This window comes from Mesorhizobium sp. HAY1-8B, assembly GCF_056868045.1.
The window spans coordinates 4,375,137-4,389,360 of sequence record NZ_CP200321.1; the positions used below are offsets into that span (position 1 = coordinate 4,375,137).

The following is a 14,224-nucleotide window of genomic DNA, read 5'->3' on the forward strand; positions in this document are numbered from 1 at the left end:
CAACTGATTTATGTATCGATCAACACAGAAAAGGCGCCATGTCGGAAAGAGGCCGTCCCCGTACCTTCGATCGAACCGCGGCCCTGCGGCGCGCGATGGAACTCTTTTGGGCCAAAGGCTACGAGGGCACTTCGATTGCCGAGCTGACCGCGGCGATGGGCATCAATTCGCCCAGCCTCTATGCCGCCTTTGGCAGCAAGGAGGCGCTGTTCCTCGAAGCGACCGAATATTACACGCAAGCCGAAGGAACAGAGATCTGGGCCGCGTTGGACCAGGCATCGACGGCATGCAAGGCGATCGAGAACTTCCTGCGGCAGACAGCCAAGGCTTATTCGCAGACCGATCGCCCGCAGGGCTGCCTGATTGCACTGGGTGCACTGCACGAGGACTCAAGCAGCGGCGCCATCTGCGCGGATTTGCGCCGGCGTCGTGCCGGAAACCTCACAGCCCTGCGCAAGCGCCTCGAGCGCGGCGTGGCGGAGGGCGAATTGCCGGCGAAATTCGATTGTCGTGCCGTGGCGACCTTCTTCGCCACGGTTCAGCATGGCATGTCGATCCAGGCGCGGGATGGTGCATCGCGCGCCGCCCTGCTGGCGACCGTGGCCGGGGCGATGGCGGCGTGGAAGACGTTGGCCGGAACCGAGGCAGCGTGACAAATGCAGGCTGGTGTGCTCGAAATTCGGACCTGCCAGCAAGGCCGGGAGGGGACGACGGTGAAAAAGGGTTATCGCGAACTGCTCGACGAGGCCAATGCCGAGATCGAAGTGGTTTCGCCTGAAGAAGCGGCGGGATTGCTTGAAGATGAGGGCACGATCTTCGTCGACCTGCGAGACCCTCGCGAGGTCGAACGTGATGGGAAAATACCCGGTGCCAAACACGTCACCCGTGGCATGCTGGAATTCTGGATCGATCCTGAAAGCCCTTATCACAAGCCGTTTTTCGCCTCGGGAAAGAGCTTTGTCTTCTTTTGTGCCGGAGGCTGGCGCTCGGCGCTCGCCACCAAGACCGCGCAGGACATGGGATTGACGCCGGTCAAGCACATCCTTGGCGGCTACACCGCCTGGAAGGCGGCCGGACTACCGGTCGAGCCCGGCGAGAAGAAGAAGTAGCCCGGTGCATGTCGCTCAAAAGTGCTCCCGGGTTTGAGGCAACGACATGCATGGAACGAGAACCGCGGCTCAATGCAGTAATGACGGCTCGTGGTTCCCCGCGACGAAAGCAACGGCGCGTTCGACCACGCCCTTGTCCGCAAGAATGCGGCGGTGGCCGAGCCCGTCGGCCCAGTGCAGCCGCACATGACCGCCGGCACCGGCATAGCGTCTCGCATGCTCGGCCGGCACCTCGCGGTCATCAGGCGCGTGGATTATAAGCGTCGGCACGGGCGCCTGTGCGAGCTGGCGGTCGCCGGTGAATTCATGCAGTGGCCGGCCGGACAGGTGTTCGACACGGTCCGCCATGGCAACCTGCGAGCGGGGGCCGACATTGAGCATGCGGCTGAAGTCGGCAAAGATCGCCGGCAAGGAACTTGGCGCCGCGATCAGTACAAGACGCCCGGCCGCCAGCGGCGGAATGTTCTTGACCGAACCGGCGATGGCATTGGCGGCGACGGCGCCGCCGAAGGAATGACCCACCGCCGCCACGAACGGACCGAACCATTCGCCGGCGACCCGCACCGCGTCAACCGCGTTGACCATGTTGAGGTGCCGGCCCTGCGAATGGCCATGGCCCGGCAGATCCAACGAAACGACCCTGTAGCCGGCGGCGCGATAGCCTTCGATCAATGCGCGCATGTATTCGGTGCGCGAACGCCAGCCATGAACGACAAGCACTGTGCCAGGAGCCGCCCTGCCCGGTTCCGGCCGGAATTCGTGCACCGCCACGCAGCCGGTCGCCGTCTTCAGCCGATGATGGCGCGCCTCGGTCATGAATTCGGCGGCGCGGCTGATGGCGCGGCGCTCGCCGTCGGTCAGCGCCCTGGCGCTCGGCGTACGGCAGAACAGTTCGAAGGCCGCGCGCCCGGTGATGCGCGGCGCAATATGTTCGGCCGCACCAAACACACCTCGGATGACCTTCAGCCCGAATGATGCCATAGTGAGAATCCATCCATACGTTCAAGCATGAACATAATAGTTCAAAGATGAACAATAAACAAGAGCTGCCCTGGGACAACCCGCGTTTTCGCAACTGGGTCGCGGTGGCGCGCGCCTGCCATGTGCTGGAGCGCACGCTGGCGGTGAAACTCGCGCCGCTGGATCTCAAGCCGGCGCAGCTCGACGTGCTGATGAACCTCTACCGTCACCCCGGCATGTCGCAGCACGACCTTGCCCGCAAGCTGCTCGTCGGTCGCTCCAACATCACCATGCTCCTGCCGCAGCTGGAAACGCGCGGCTTGCTGCGCCGCGAAGGCGACGAGAAGGACAAGCGCATCCTGCGGCTGGCCCTGACCGAGGCCGGCGAGGCGCTGCTGATGCAGGCGCTGAAGGTGCATATGGCGCTGATCGAAAAGGCGATGAGCCAGTCGACGCCGGAACAATGCGACATGATCGGCGACCAGATGCGCAAGATCTATGAGGTACTGAAGGAGGCCTAGCACCCAAGGTGTGCCGAGATTCAGGCCAGCCTCACTGAGTAGGTGCACCGGCTACCACATCGTCTTCTTCGCCCGCTCGGGCCAGTCCTTGTCATAGGTTTCGCCGTCGATGTTCTTCCGGCTGGTGATTTCCAGGATTTTTCCTGGTGTCGGCAGTGACTTCGGATCGACATGTTTTGCCGGATTCCAAAGTTCCGACCGCACGATGGCGCGGGCGCATTGGAAATAGACCGAATCGACGTCGATGACGGTCACCGAGCGCGCCGCCTTGCCGTCGACCATGAACGACGCGCAAAGGGCGGCATCGGTCGTGAGGTGCGCGCGGCCGTTGATGCGCAGTGTCGTACCGGAGCCCGGCACCAGGAACAGCAGCCCGACGCGAGGATCCCTGATGATGTTTTTCAGCGAATCGGCGCGGTTGTTGCCGCGCCGGTCCGGCATCATCAGTGTCTTCGGATCAACGATGCGCACGAAGCCGGCGAGATCGCCGCGCGGTGAACAGTCCAGCCCCTCCGGGCCGCTGGTGGCAAGCGCAACAAAGGGCGAAGCCTCGATGAAGGCTGCGTATTCGGGAATGACGTGGTCGAGTTCCTTGACCAGCGAGGCTTCGCCGGGAAAGCCATAGAGCGCTTCGAGCTGTTCGACCGTGGTGATGAGCGACATCTTTTTCGTCTCCGAACCTTTGCCGGCGCTACTCCAGATGTGTGACGCCTTCACGACACCAGCTTAGCGATCCCGGCTCAGCCCTTTTTCCGCAAGCTCGGCAAGATAGGCATTCCAGCGCTCATCCCTCTCATGGCCGAGCGTATGCAGGTAGTTCCAGGTGAAAATACCGGTGTCGTGGAAATCATCGAAGGTGATGCGCACCGCATAGTTGCCGACCGGCTCGATCTTCAGGATGGCCACGTTGCGCTTTCCGGGAACCGTCACCCGCTGCTCCGGAGAATGCCCCTGTACCTCGGCCGATGGCGAGGCGACGCGCAACAGCTCCGCCGGCAATTCGAATGGCTGGTGATTGGGAAAGGTGACCGACAGCAGCTTGCGGTCCTTGGAGACCCTGAGTTCTTTTGGCGCGGTCATGCAGTTTCATCCCGTATCGATTGCCCTTCCCTACGCCGCTTCGCGAAAGGGGAAAAGTCCTGATAGACGACCGACACACCATGTCGGCTCCGGGATGTTACCAAAGATCGAGAAGCGGTATCTTGAATGGCGGGCTGGATCGTATCACATAGCTGTATATAACGACGTCGATAACGGCCACGGAAACGCTCGAACATGAACATGATCGACCCCTTCGGTCGCACGATCAGCTATCTCAGAGTGTCGGTCACCGACCGCTGCGATTTCCGTTGCACCTATTGCATGGCCGAGGACATGGCCTTCCTGCCGAAGAAGGACCTGTTATCGTTGGAAGAGCTGGACCGGCTCTGCACCGTCTTCATTGAAAAGGGCGTCAAAAGGCTGCGCCTCACCGGCGGCGAGCCGCTGGTGCGCAAGAACATCATGCATCTGGTACGCCAGCTCTCGCGCCACCTCGACAGCGGCGCGCTGGAAGAACTGACGCTGACCACCAACGGCTCGCAGCTGTCGCGCTTCGCCGCCGAGCTCGCCGATTGCGGCGTCAAGCGCATCAACGTCTCGCTCGACACGCTCGACGCCGACAAATTCCACCAGATCACTCGCTGGGGCCATCTCGACAAGGTCATGCAAGGCATCGATGCCGCTCAGGCGGCCGGGCTGAAGGTCAAGCTCAACGCGGTCGCGCTGAAGGACTTCAACGACGCCGAATTGCCCGACATGATGCGCTGGGCGCACGGCCGCGGCATGGACCTGACCGTCATCGAAACCATGCCGATGGGCGAGATCGACGCCGACCGCACCGACCAGTATTTGCCGCTGTCGCTGCTGCGCGCTTCGCTGGAGCGCCAGTTCACGCTGACCGACATTCCGTTCAAGACCGGCGGCCCGGCCCGCTACGTCCACGTCGCCGAGACCGGCGGAAAGCTCGGTTTCATCACACCGATGACGCATAATTTCTGCGAAAGCTGCAACCGGGTCAGGTTGACCTGCACCGGCACGCTCTACATGTGCCTCGGCCAGGAGGATGCCGCCGATCTGCGTGCGCCCTTGCGGGCATCCGAAGGCGACGAACTTGTCGCCGACGCCATCGACGAAGCCATCGGCCGCAAGCCGAAAGGCCACGATTTCATCATCGACCGCCGCACCAGCCGCCCGTCGGTGTCCCGGCATATGAGCGTAACGGGCGGCTGACCTTCCCGTCGATCTGTGCAAGGATTGCTCCCGGTCATTGGCTTTGGGGCAGCAGATGCGACGGCTTTTTTCGGTGATTGCGGCTTTCGCGACGATTGCAGCAAGCAGCGCCATCGCAGCGCCCTTCACCTATGTGAACGAGCGCTTCGGCACCGTCTGCACCTTTCCCGACGAGATCTTCACCGATCGTCAGCCCGAGCCGGAAAATGGCGATGGTCAGGTATGGCTGAGCGCGGATGGCGCCAGCCTGACTTGCTCGGGCATTCTCAACATCGACGATGACACCCCGAAGGGTTTCGTTGCTGACGAAAAAGCGAGCAAGGAACCCGGCTATACCGTCACCTACAGCAAGACCGGAAAGGACTGGGCGGTGCTGTCGGGGATGAAGGATGGAAAGATCTTTTACGAGCGGCGGCTGTTCGGCAGGGATGGCGTCATTCGCACGGTCTGGATCGATTACCCGCCGGCCCTGAAGTCGAAATACGACCCGCTCGTTGGTACCATTGCCGGCAGCCTCGAGGGGCCATGAACACTGCGGCGCCCCACGAGCATTTTAGCCACACCGCGAACAAATCTCTGCCTGTAATGTCCGTCTGATTTACTGGTGACGGTTTCCCGCCTAGCGTTCGTTTCGTAGCGGTTGTCGCTCTTGGGGGAATACATCATGCACAAATTTCTGCTTTCGTTGGCTCTGCTTGGGCTGACCGCCCTGCCCGCGGCAGCGCAGTCGATCGGCGGCACTTACACCGTCGCCGGCACCAACTTCGATGGCTCGGCCTATGGCGGCGAAGCCACCATCACGCTGACCAGCGGAACGACCTGCACGATCCACTGGGAGACAGGCGGCTCCTCCTCGGACGGCATCTGCATGCGCAACGACGACGCATTCTCCGCCGGCTATGTCATGGACAAGGATATCGGCCTCGTTGTCTACAAGGTCGAGGAGGACGGCTCGCTGCATGGCCTGTGGACGATCGCCGGCAAGGAAGGCAACGGCACCGAAGTGCTGACGCCGAAGAAATAGGATCGCCCGGGCCGGTCGGTTTCCGGGAGGCGAAGCGACCTCCCGACACGATCCGTAACGAAGCCAGGATGTGATTTCACCCCGGCGACGACGGATTCTCCCTGTTCTGGCACAGCCCTTTGCCATTGCTGTTTCGCGGCGGGCTGTTACAGGCTTGCTTGCCAAAGCAACCGGTAGATGTCTTGCCCCTTTCTCCAAATCTTCGCGGCGCCTTGTTCATGATGGTGGCGATGGTTGGCTTCACGCTCAACGACGCCATCACCAAATACTCTTCGCAATCGATGAACATGGCGCAGGTCATGCTGATCAGGGGGGCTTTTGCCTCGCTCTTCGTCGGCCTGCTGGCCTGGCAACGTGGCGCGCTTTTGCAGCCGCGCCTGATGCTGCAGCCATTGGTGGCAATCCGCGTCCTGGGCGAAGCGGGTGCCACCGTGTCATTCCTCGTGGCGCTGGCCCATTTGCCGATCGGCAGCGTCTCGGCCGTTCTTCAGGCGCTGCCGCTGGCGGTGACGATGGGTGCCGCGCTGTTTTTCGGAGAAGCGGTCGGCTGGCGACGCTGGATGGCGATCGCCATCGGTTTTGCCGGCGTGCTGATCATCGTGCGGCCGGGCTTCGACGGCTTCAGCGTCTATTCCCTTGTGGCACTGGTCAGCGTTGCATGCTGCACCGTGCGTGATCTCGCCACCAAGCGTATCCCTCAAGCCATACCGACGATGCTGGTCTCGACCGCCACCGCTCTGGCAATGACCGTTGTCGGCGCGTTGCTGTTGTCGCCGATGGGTGGCTGGACACCGATGACCGTCAAGAGCACGACACTGCTGGCGCTGGCTGCGGTGCTCGTGCTCGTCGGCTATCAGTTCATCATCATGGCGATGCGCTCGGGCGAGATCTCCTTCGTCGCGCCATTCCGTTACACCGCGCTCCTCTGGTCCATACTGCTTGGCCTGATCGTCTTCGGCGATTTTCCGGACACGCCGATGATCGTCGGCGCAGCGACAGTCGTCGGCTCGGGTCTCTATACGCTTTACCGCGAACGGCTGGTCGGCCGGCGAAGGATCGTCGCCGAAAGCACCGGGCCGACCATGGCGCCGGATGGAATCTAGCCCTTGAAGCTGCTTGCGATTTCCGGCGGCTGGCGTAGAGGCTGGGCGGCATGAAACGGGATGTCGCGGGGATCATTCTGGCCGGCGGCCAGTCAAGGCGCATGGGAGGCGGCGACAAGAGCCTGTTGCCGCTTGGCGCCGGCTGCGTGCTTGACCAGGTCCTGTCGCGCCTTGGCCCGCAGATTGAAACCCTGGCGCTCAGTGCCAATGGCGATCCGGCACGTTTTTCCCGTTTCGGACTGGCCGTGCTCGCCGACACCGTCGAGGGCTTTGCCGGCCCGCTTGCCGGAATTCTGACCGGCCTCGAATGGGCCGCTGCCAGCACACCTTGCAAGGCTGTCGTCACCGCTGCCGGCGACACGCCCTTCCTGCCGCTTGATCTCGTCGACCGCCTTGCCGCGGCGTCCGGTCGAAGCCCCGGTTCGATCGCTATCGCCTCCTCCGCCGGCAGGCTCCACCCGACCTTCGCGCTGTGGCCAATCGATTGTCGCGACGCCTTGCGGCATTTCCTGGTCGACGAGGATAGCCGGCGGGTACTGGCCTTCATCGAGCGCCACGGCCATGTCGAGGTGGAATTCCCGATCCAGCAATCCACAGGGCTCGATCCTTTCTTCAACATCAACGTGCCGGACGATCTTGCCGAGGCCAGACGCCTGTTGCAGAGCATGACATCATGAACATCTTCGGCATCATCGGCTGGAAAAACTCCGGCAAGACCACACTGACCGAAAAGCTGGTCGCCGAGCTTGTGCGGCGCGGCTGGAAGGTCTCGACGGTCAAACATGCCCATCATGACTTCGACATCGACAAGCCTGGCGCCGACAGTTTCCGCCATCGGCAGGCCGGCGCCACCGAGGTCGCGATCGTGTCCGGCAACCGTTGGGCGCTGATGCACGAATTGCGCGGCGAGGACGAGCCACCGCTGGAGGGCATCCTTTCGCGGCTCGCCCCATGCGACATCGTGCTGGTCGAAGGCTACAAGCGCGAGTCCCACCGTAAGATCGAAACACGGCGGCTGGCGGCAAAGGACCGGACGCCGCTTTCGGCTGGCGATCCCAATATTGTCGCCGTCGCCGCGGATTTCACCGTCACGGACAAGAGCCTGCCGGTATTCCACCTCGACGACGTAAAATCGATAGTCGACTTCATCGAGCACACCACCGGGCTCGTTGCTTGAGATGTAACGTAACGGCAGAACCCCGTTGCCGATTTCGGTGGTTTTGCAGTTGCTTTTTTCTTGGAAAGAGTGGGAGTATCGCTTCAGCGGGCGGTCAAAAGCACCGCCCCACAGAGCCGTTTCGGAACGACGGCCGGGACCATAAAGAGAGGAATATCATGCGTATTGCACTGCGTATCGCGCTCGCCGCATCGGCCGCGCTGCTGACGCTCGGCGTAGCCCAGGCCCAGGAAAAGACCCTGCGGATCGGCACCGAAGGCGCCTATCCCCCGTTCAACAACCTCACCTCCGACGGCAAGCTCGTCGGCTTCGACATCGATATCGCCCAGGCGCTTTGCGACCAGATGAAGGTCAAGTGCACCTTCGTCGCCCAGGATTGGGACGGCATCATCCCCGCACTTCAGGCCGGCAAGTTCGACGCCATCGTCGCGTCTATGTCGATCACCCCGGAGCGCAAGGAGAAGGTCGACTTCACCCACAAATACTACAACACGCCGTCGGCTCTCGCAGTGCCGAAAGACAGCACGCTGAAGGGCGTGACCAAGGAAGATCTCGCCGGCAAGACCATCGGTGTCGCCACCACGACCACGCATTTCAACTATGCCTCGAAGACCTACACCGACAGCACCGTGAAGGGCTATCCGAGCAGCCCCGAGGAGCAGGCGGATCTTGCCAATGGTCGTCTCGACGCGATCGAGGACGATATCGTCGTGCTGCAGCAGTGGCTGGACTCGCCTGATGGCGCCTGCTGCAAGATTCTCGGCCAGCCCTCGCCGCAACCGGTCGAGATCTTCGGACCGGGCGCCGGCATTGCCGTGCGCAAGGGCGAGACCGACTTGGTCAACAAGCTCAATGAGGCCATCGACGCCATCCGCGCCAGCGGAAAATACAAGGAAATCAACGACAAGTACTTCAAGTTCGACGTCTACGGCGCCGAGTCCTGATAGACTGGATCAAGACGGCGGGGAAATTCCCCGCCGTCTTTCTATTCGTCTTGGGAATGCCGTGGAGATAAGACCCGTCAATGCCAGCCCAAAGCATATGGACACTTCTCAGTTGGGGACCCGATGGCTGGAGTGACGATATTGCCTATGGCGTCGTAGTAACGGTTCTGCTGGCGTTGGCGACGCTTCCCATTGGTTTGACGATCGGCTTTTTCATTGCGCTCGGCAAGCAATCCGAAGAGCCCTCGCTGCGCCTGGCCGCCAACATCTACACCACGGTCTTTCGTGGCCTGCCGGAACTGGTCACGCTCTTCCTGTTCTTCTTCGGCGTGCCGATCCTGCTGCAGCACATCATCCGGTATTTCCGACCAGACGCCACCATCGACGTCAACAGCTTCGTCGCCGGCATGATCGTGCTTGCCCTGATCTTCTCGTCCTACGCCAGCGAGGTTTTCCTGTCGGCCTTCCGCGCCATTCCGAAAGGCCAGTATGAGGGCGGCTATGCCATTGGTCTTTCCTACGGACAGACAATGCGCCTTGTGATCTTGCCGCAGCTGCTGCGCATCGCGTTTCCCGGTCTTGAGAATTGCTGGCTCAGCCTGTTGAAGGACACCTCACTGGTGTCGGTCGTCGGTCTAGCAGAGACGTTGCGCAACGCTGGCGTGGCCGCTCGCGTCACTAAGCACTCGTTCCTGTTTTACGGCGTGGCGGCACTGGTCTTTCTTGGCCTGGCCGTCGTGTCATCCTTCGCCACCAACGCCATTTTGCGCTCGCTCGGCAAACGCGAGGCACAACGATGAGCGCGACAGCCGCCATGGTCGAACGGCCGCCACCGCGAGCTCGCGGCTGGCCGCGACGGCGCATCGTCGGTTACGCGCTTGTTTGCCTGTGGATCGCCTTTGGCCTCGGCATCGTCAGCTACTTGTTCTTTGCCTGGAACGCAGCCTTCTTCGCCAAATATGCGCCGGCCTATCTCAGAGGGCTTGGCGTCACCCTGTCGCTGGTTTCCATATCGATGGTGCTGGGCGCGATCCTGTCGGTGCCTGTCGCCTATGGGCGCATGTCCAGGAACCGGATCCTGTCCGGTCTTGCCTATTGCTACGTCTATTTCTTCCGGGGCACGCCGCTGCTGGTTCAGACGTTTCTGGTCTATTACGGGTTGGGTTCGTTCAGACCGGAGCTCAGTGCGGTTGGCGTGTACCTACCGGTCGTCAGCGACTGGGTCCAAGTTCTGCCTCACGTAAGCATCCCAGTCGGCTTTACGATGGGATGGTTCACGCTCTGGGATTTCTTCAAGGACGCCTTCAACTGCGGCGTCTTCGCCTTCGCGCTCAACACAGCCGCCTACCAGGCCGAAATCCTGCGCGGTGCCATCGAAAGCGTGCCCAGAGGCCAATGGGAAGGCGCTGCCTCGCTCGGCCTGCACAAACTGCAGACGCTGCGCAAGATCGTCTTGCCGCAAGCCCTGATCGTCGCCTTGCGGCCTTATGGCAATGAGCTGATCCTGATGGTCAAGGCTTCGGCGATCGTCGCCATCATCACCGTCTACGACCTGATGGGCAATGCAAAACTCGCCTTCGCCAATTCCTTCGACATCCAGGCCTATATCTGGGTCGCCCTGGTATACCTCGTGATGGTTGAGCTGTTGCGCCATGCCATCGAATGGATCGAGCGCCGGATCACCATCCACCTGAAACGCTGACGGGTTCCCATACTGTACCAGTCGATCGTGCCACAGGCGTCTTGACGAATTGAGCGCAGAGCCTAGAGCTTTCGCAACAATTTCGTTTTCGTCTGAAGGGCAAGCTCATGGCATCTGTGGCATTTCTCGGTCTTGGCGTTATGGGCTACCCCATGGCGGCACACCTCAGCAACAAGGGCGGCCACGACGTCACCGTCTACAACCGCACCAGGGCCAAGGCCGAGCAATGGGTCGGCCAGCATGGCGGCAGCCTTGCGGTGACGCCGGCGGAGGCAGCCAAGGACAAGGACTTTGTCTTTTCCTGCGTCGGCAATGACGACGATCTGCGCTCGGTGACGACCGGCCCGGATGGTGCCTTCAACTCGATGAAGAAAGGTTCGGTCTTCATCGATAACACCACGGCCTCGGCCGAGGTCGCGCGCGAGTTGGCGGAGGCCGCGCAAGCCGGCGGCTTCTCGTTCCTCGACGCGCCGGTCTCCGGTGGCCAGGCCGGTGCCGAGAATGGCGTGCTGACCGTCATGGTCGGCGGCGACCAGGCCGCCTTCGACAGGGCTAGGCCGGTGATCGATGCTTATGCCCGCATGGTCGGGCTTATGGGATCGGCGGGCGCCGGCCAACTGACCAAGATGATCAACCAGATCTGCATCGCCGGGCTGGTGCAGGGCCTGTCGGAAGGCATCCATTTCGGCAAGAAGGCCGGGCTCGACATCGAGAAGGTGATCGAGGTGATTTCCAAGGGTGCGGCCGGATCCTGGCAGATGGAAAACCGGCACAAGACCATGAATGCGGGAAAATATGATTTCGGTTTTGCCGTCGACTGGATGCGCAAGGATCTCGGCATCTGCCTGGAGGAGGCTGATCGCAACGGCGCCAAGCTGCCGGTGACCGCGCTTGTCGACCAGTTCTACAAGGACGTGCAGGCCATGGGCGGCAAGCGCTGGGACACGTCCTCGCTGCTGGCGCGGCTGGAGAAGTAGGATTTGCGATGGCCGAGCTTTCGCCCCGATCCACTGCCGACGAAATCGTCGCGCATCTGCGCTTGATCGGCTCGGAGGAAAATCGCCTTGGCATGCTGCGCTACGGTATCAAGATCGAACGCGCGCTTGGAATTCCACATGGCGTCCAGCGGCAGATCGCTCGGAAGATCAAACGCAACCATGAGCGCGCTTTTGAGCTGTGGGAGTCAGGCATTATGGAGGCGCAGTTCATCGCTTCCGTCACCGCCGACCCGAACCGGTTTTCTGCCGCGAACGCAAGGCAATGGGCGGCCAGTTTCGACTCCTGGGATATCGTCGACGGCGTCTCTGACCTCTTCGTCGATACGGACTGATCGGCGAGTTCGCGGCCGACGAACGGGAATTCGTTCGACGCACGGCTTTTGCCATGATGGCCTGGTCTGTGGTCCACCGGAAGAAAGAGCCGGAGGCGACTTTTCTCACCTTCCTGCCGATCATCGAGGCGCATGCCACCGACGACCGTAATTTCGTGAAGAAAGCCGTGAACTGGGCGCTTCGTTCCATCGGCAAGCGATCGATGGCCATGCATGGCGCTGCCCTTGCTGTCGCTGAACGGCTCGCTCGATCGCCCGACAAGACGGCACGCTGGATCGGTAAGGATGCCGTGAAGGAACTGACCGATGCCAAAACGCTCGCGCGGATCGCCGCCAGAAACGTTTGACCTGCCAACATCCGCTTCACCGAGGTGGCGCGGGCGACCCGTGTCAGCTTCGAGGCTCTGTTCGAGCAGCCGGGGTCGCCAAATATTGCTGTTGCATGGCCTGGCGGCAGTCCGGCCGCGGGCACGTCCAGAGCGACGAGAAGAAGCGGCGGATGATGGCGCTCCTCGATGCCAGCACCCGGTCGGCATCGTCGCCGAGCTCGACGGCAAGACCATCGGCTGGTGCTCGGTCGCGCCACGCGAGACCTATCGCAAGCTTTCAAAGCAGCAGGATGATCGCGAGAGCGGCGTATGGTCGATCGTCTGCTTCTATGTGCCGAGGGTTTTGCGCGGCGGCGGCCTTGCTTCGGCATTGCTCGATGCCGCCATCGATCATGCCTTCGCCAAGGGCGCGTATCATTGAGGCCTATCCGGTGGCCGAGGCGTCGCCGAGTTACCGTTTCATGGGTTTTCGCGACATGTTTGCATCGCGTGGCTTCCGCGAGGCCGGCATGGCCGGTTCTCGCCGACATGTGATGCGGCTCGAGCATTGACGTCATTGGGCACGGCGTCTTTACTCGCCCGTAAAGGAAGCGGCATGAGCATCCATTTCAAATCAATCCTGGCGCTCGCGGCCGCGCTGTCTCTCCCCGCTGCCGGCGCCTCGGCCGACACGATGCAAATTTTCTGGAAGGATTTGCGCCCGGCGACCCAGGCCGTTGCCGAAGACGCCGGCCTGCCGATGATCGCGGCAAAATTGCCCGATCATGGCGAGACGCTCTCCGTCGATCTGCAGGACAAGACCGTACAATTAGCCGGATATGCATTGCCGGTCGATCGCGACGGCGATCTCGTCTATCAGTTCCTGCTGGTGCCATGGACGGGCGCGTGCAGTCACATGCCGACGCCACCGCCCAACCAGATCGTGCTGGTCACGCCAGCCCACCCCTACAAGATGTCGCAAGCCTACCAGTCGGTCGCCGTCACCGGCGCCCTGAAGCCGGACATGGAGAAAAGCCAGCTGTTCATTCTGGATGGCGTCAGCGTCATCCAGTCCGGCTATACCGTGCGCAAGGCGGAGGTCGTCGGTGTCGACACTGTGCCTGACACCATCACCCTGCCGGTGAATTCGCCCTGGAGTTTTCTCAACAAAAAGAAGAACTAACGGGTTGGCGCTCAGGCAGCGTTGGCACCCGATTCCTTGTCCAGCACCATATAGTCGAGCGGGATTTCGGTGGTGTACTTGATCTGCTCCATGGCGAAGGACGACGACACGTCACGAATCTCGATCTTGGCGATCAGCCGCTTGTAGAAGGCATCATAGGCGGCGATGTCGGGCACCACGACGCGCAAGAGATAATCGACGTCCCCGCTCATGCGGTAGAACTCGACCACCTCGGGAAATTCCTGGATGACCTCGGAAAACCGCCGCAGCCACTCATGGCTATGTGAATTGGTGCGGATCGAGACGAAGACAGTGACCCGCACATTGACCTTCTCATGGTCGAGAATGGCCACGCGCCGCTTGATGACGCCCTCCTCCTCGAGCTTCTGGATGCGGCGCCAGCAGGGCGTGGTCGACAGGCCGACTTTCTTGGCGACATCGGCCACCGCGAGCGTCGCGTCCTCCTGCAGGAGACGTAGGATCTTTCGGTCAAGGCGGTCCATTAGAGGCTCCTAGGGGAATAGTTTGTCTATAATCCCTCTTATTCGAGGCTTCCACAAGAAAGAAATTCTGCCAATCGCCGTTAAAGCGA

19 protein-coding genes and 1 pseudogene are annotated in these 14,224 nt (G+C 61.6%); 16 read left to right on the forward strand and 4 right to left on the reverse strand.

The features are described from left to right. Nucleotides 1-38 precede the first annotated feature (38 nt). Both AC1VON_RS20865 and AC1VON_RS20870 read left to right on the forward strand, forming a co-directional pair. Entirely contained in the window at nt 39-653 is a 615-nt protein-coding gene (locus tag AC1VON_RS20865; protein WP_483124701.1) for a TetR/AcrR family transcriptional regulator, read from the forward strand. A gap of 60 nt (nt 654-713) precedes the next feature. Continuing rightward, nucleotides 714-1,109 carry a rhodanese-like domain-containing protein gene (locus AC1VON_RS20870; RefSeq protein WP_172350542.1) on the forward strand — a complete coding sequence of 132 codons (396 nt, stop codon included), beginning with the start codon at nt 714-716 and terminating at the stop codon, nt 1,107-1,109. Between the two features lie 69 nt (nt 1,110-1,178). Here AC1VON_RS20870 and AC1VON_RS20875 read toward each other — a convergent pair whose 3' ends face one another. After that, a complete protein-coding gene (locus AC1VON_RS20875) occupies nt 1,179-2,090 on the reverse strand; it encodes an alpha/beta hydrolase (protein WP_172350541.1) in 912 nt (303 codons plus the stop codon). A 47-nt stretch (nt 2,091-2,137) separates the two neighbouring features. On the opposite strand from AC1VON_RS20875, the gene AC1VON_RS20880 reads away from it, so the two are divergent. Next, a complete protein-coding gene (locus AC1VON_RS20880) occupies nt 2,138-2,590 on the forward strand; it encodes a MarR family winged helix-turn-helix transcriptional regulator (RefSeq protein ID WP_172350540.1) in 453 nt (150 codons plus the stop codon). A gap of 51 nt (nt 2,591-2,641) precedes the next feature. Here AC1VON_RS20880 and AC1VON_RS20885 read toward each other — a convergent pair whose 3' ends face one another. Then, nucleotides 2,642-3,253 carry a pyridoxamine 5'-phosphate oxidase family protein gene (locus tag AC1VON_RS20885; protein ID WP_483124702.1) on the reverse strand — a complete coding sequence of 204 codons (612 nt, stop codon included), beginning with the start codon at nt 3,251-3,253 and terminating at the stop codon, nt 2,642-2,644. 63 nt (nt 3,254-3,316) lie between these two features. Further along, nucleotides 3,317-3,670, reverse strand: a complete 354-nt coding sequence (locus tag AC1VON_RS20890) for a gamma-butyrobetaine hydroxylase family protein (protein ID WP_140773805.1) — start codon at nt 3,668-3,670, stop codon at nt 3,317-3,319. Nucleotides 3,671-3,865: 195 nt separating this feature from the next. Here AC1VON_RS20890 and moaA point away from each other — a divergent pair, with 195 nt between their 5' ends. The 13 genes and pseudogenes from moaA to AC1VON_RS20955 all read left to right on the forward strand — a co-directional run bounded on the left by moaA (nt 3,866) and on the right by AC1VON_RS20955 (nt 13,632). Then, nucleotides 3,866-4,861, forward strand: a complete 996-nt coding sequence (moaA, locus tag AC1VON_RS20895; RefSeq protein WP_172350538.1) for a GTP 3',8-cyclase MoaA — start codon at nt 3,866-3,868, stop codon at nt 4,859-4,861. 55 nt (nt 4,862-4,916) lie between these two features. Continuing rightward, nucleotides 4,917-5,390: a hypothetical protein gene (locus AC1VON_RS20900; protein WP_483124703.1), complete on the forward strand. Its 474-nt coding sequence runs from the start codon at nt 4,917-4,919 to the stop codon at nt 5,388-5,390. 135 nt (nt 5,391-5,525) lie between these two features. Next, nucleotides 5,526-5,885 carry a hypothetical protein gene (locus tag AC1VON_RS20905; RefSeq protein ID WP_172350536.1) on the forward strand — a complete coding sequence of 120 codons (360 nt, stop codon included), beginning with the start codon at nt 5,526-5,528 and terminating at the stop codon, nt 5,883-5,885. Between the two features lie 182 nt (nt 5,886-6,067). Continuing rightward, the gene (locus AC1VON_RS20910; protein WP_172350535.1) at nt 6,068-6,988 is read left to right on the forward strand and encodes a DMT family transporter; all 921 of its coding nucleotides are present in this window, start codon (nt 6,068-6,070) and stop codon (nt 6,986-6,988) included. A 50-nt stretch (nt 6,989-7,038) separates the two neighbouring features. Beyond that, nucleotides 7,039-7,665: a molybdenum cofactor guanylyltransferase MobA gene (gene mobA, locus AC1VON_RS20915; RefSeq protein WP_483124704.1), complete on the forward strand. Its 627-nt coding sequence runs from the start codon at nt 7,039-7,041 to the stop codon at nt 7,663-7,665. After that, a complete protein-coding gene (gene mobB, locus AC1VON_RS20920) occupies nt 7,662-8,165 on the forward strand; it encodes a molybdopterin-guanine dinucleotide biosynthesis protein B (RefSeq protein WP_172350533.1) in 504 nt (167 codons plus the stop codon). The genes mobA and mobB overlap by 4 nt, the downstream gene beginning before the upstream one ends. 158 nt (nt 8,166-8,323) lie before the next feature. After that, nucleotides 8,324-9,109 carry an ABC transporter substrate-binding protein gene (locus tag AC1VON_RS20925; RefSeq protein WP_140773798.1) on the forward strand — a complete coding sequence of 262 codons (786 nt, stop codon included), beginning with the start codon at nt 8,324-8,326 and terminating at the stop codon, nt 9,107-9,109. A gap of 80 nt (nt 9,110-9,189) precedes the next feature. Beyond that, nucleotides 9,190-9,909 (forward strand): ABC transporter permease, encoded by a 720-nt coding sequence (locus tag AC1VON_RS20930; protein WP_483124705.1) that lies wholly within the window; start codon nt 9,190-9,192, stop codon nt 9,907-9,909. Continuing rightward, on the forward strand, nt 9,906-10,811 hold the full coding sequence (locus AC1VON_RS20935; RefSeq protein WP_483124706.1) for an ABC transporter permease: 906 nt from the start codon (nt 9,906-9,908) through the stop codon (nt 10,809-10,811). Before AC1VON_RS20930 ends, AC1VON_RS20935 begins: the two co-directional genes overlap by 4 nt. Before the next feature lie 107 nt (nt 10,812-10,918). Continuing rightward, nucleotides 10,919-11,788 carry an NAD(P)-dependent oxidoreductase gene (locus tag AC1VON_RS20940; RefSeq protein ID WP_172350530.1) on the forward strand — a complete coding sequence of 290 codons (870 nt, stop codon included), beginning with the start codon at nt 10,919-10,921 and terminating at the stop codon, nt 11,786-11,788. Between the two features lie 8 nt (nt 11,789-11,796). Continuing rightward, nucleotides 11,797-12,488, forward strand: a pseudogene (locus tag AC1VON_RS20945) (DNA alkylation repair protein). An 85-nt stretch (nt 12,489-12,573) separates the two neighbouring features. Then, nucleotides 12,574-12,891 (forward strand): GNAT family N-acetyltransferase, encoded by a 318-nt coding sequence (locus AC1VON_RS20950; protein WP_483124707.1) that lies wholly within the window; start codon nt 12,574-12,576, stop codon nt 12,889-12,891. Nucleotides 12,892-13,065: 174 nt separating this feature from the next. Continuing rightward, nucleotides 13,066-13,632, forward strand: coding sequence for a DUF3299 domain-containing protein (locus AC1VON_RS20955; RefSeq protein WP_483124708.1), 567 nt, complete (start codon nt 13,066-13,068; stop codon nt 13,630-13,632). An 11-nt stretch (nt 13,633-13,643) separates the two neighbouring features. Here the strand turns inward: AC1VON_RS20955 and AC1VON_RS20960 are convergent, their stop codons facing one another. Next, nucleotides 13,644-14,135: an Lrp/AsnC family transcriptional regulator gene (locus AC1VON_RS20960; RefSeq protein WP_006205209.1), complete on the reverse strand. Its 492-nt coding sequence runs from the start codon at nt 14,133-14,135 to the stop codon at nt 13,644-13,646. Between the last annotated feature and the right edge of the window lie 89 nt (nt 14,136-14,224).

Bases quoted from the DNA above. Each gene is read 5' to 3' on its own strand.
- AC1VON_RS20865 (WP_483124701.1), top strand. From the start codon at position 39: ATGTCGGAAAGAGGCCGTCCCCGTACCTTCGATCGAACCGCGGCCCTG.
- AC1VON_RS20875 (WP_172350541.1), bottom strand. From the start codon at position 2,090: ATGGCATCATTCGGGCTGAAGGTCATCCGAGGTGTGTTTGGTGCGGCC.
- AC1VON_RS20880 (WP_172350540.1), top strand. From the start codon at position 2,138: ATGAACAATAAACAAGAGCTGCCCTGGGACAACCCGCGTTTTCGCAAC.
- AC1VON_RS20885 (WP_483124702.1), bottom strand. From the start codon at position 3,253: ATGTCGCTCATCACCACGGTCGAACAGCTCGAAGCGCTCTATGGCTTT.
- AC1VON_RS20890 (WP_140773805.1), bottom strand. From the start codon at position 3,670: ATGACCGCGCCAAAAGAACTCAGGGTCTCCAAGGACCGCAAGCTGCTG.
- moaA (WP_172350538.1), top strand. From the start codon at position 3,866: ATGAACATGATCGACCCCTTCGGTCGCACGATCAGCTATCTCAGAGTG.
- AC1VON_RS20900 (WP_483124703.1), top strand. From the start codon at position 4,917: ATGCGACGGCTTTTTTCGGTGATTGCGGCTTTCGCGACGATTGCAGCA.
- AC1VON_RS20905 (WP_172350536.1), top strand. From the start codon at position 5,526: ATGCACAAATTTCTGCTTTCGTTGGCTCTGCTTGGGCTGACCGCCCTG.
- mobA (WP_483124704.1), top strand. From the start codon at position 7,039: ATGAAACGGGATGTCGCGGGGATCATTCTGGCCGGCGGCCAGTCAAGG.
- mobB (WP_172350533.1), top strand. From the start codon at position 7,662: ATGAACATCTTCGGCATCATCGGCTGGAAAAACTCCGGCAAGACCACA.
- AC1VON_RS20925 (WP_140773798.1), top strand. From the start codon at position 8,324: ATGCGTATTGCACTGCGTATCGCGCTCGCCGCATCGGCCGCGCTGCTG.
- AC1VON_RS20930 (WP_483124705.1), top strand. From the start codon at position 9,190: ATGCCAGCCCAAAGCATATGGACACTTCTCAGTTGGGGACCCGATGGC.
- AC1VON_RS20935 (WP_483124706.1), top strand. From the start codon at position 9,906: ATGAGCGCGACAGCCGCCATGGTCGAACGGCCGCCACCGCGAGCTCGC.
- AC1VON_RS20940 (WP_172350530.1), top strand. From the start codon at position 10,919: ATGGCATCTGTGGCATTTCTCGGTCTTGGCGTTATGGGCTACCCCATG.
- AC1VON_RS20955 (WP_483124708.1), top strand. From the start codon at position 13,066: ATGAGCATCCATTTCAAATCAATCCTGGCGCTCGCGGCCGCGCTGTCT.
- AC1VON_RS20960 (WP_006205209.1), bottom strand. From the start codon at position 14,135: ATGGACCGCCTTGACCGAAAGATCCTACGTCTCCTGCAGGAGGACGCG.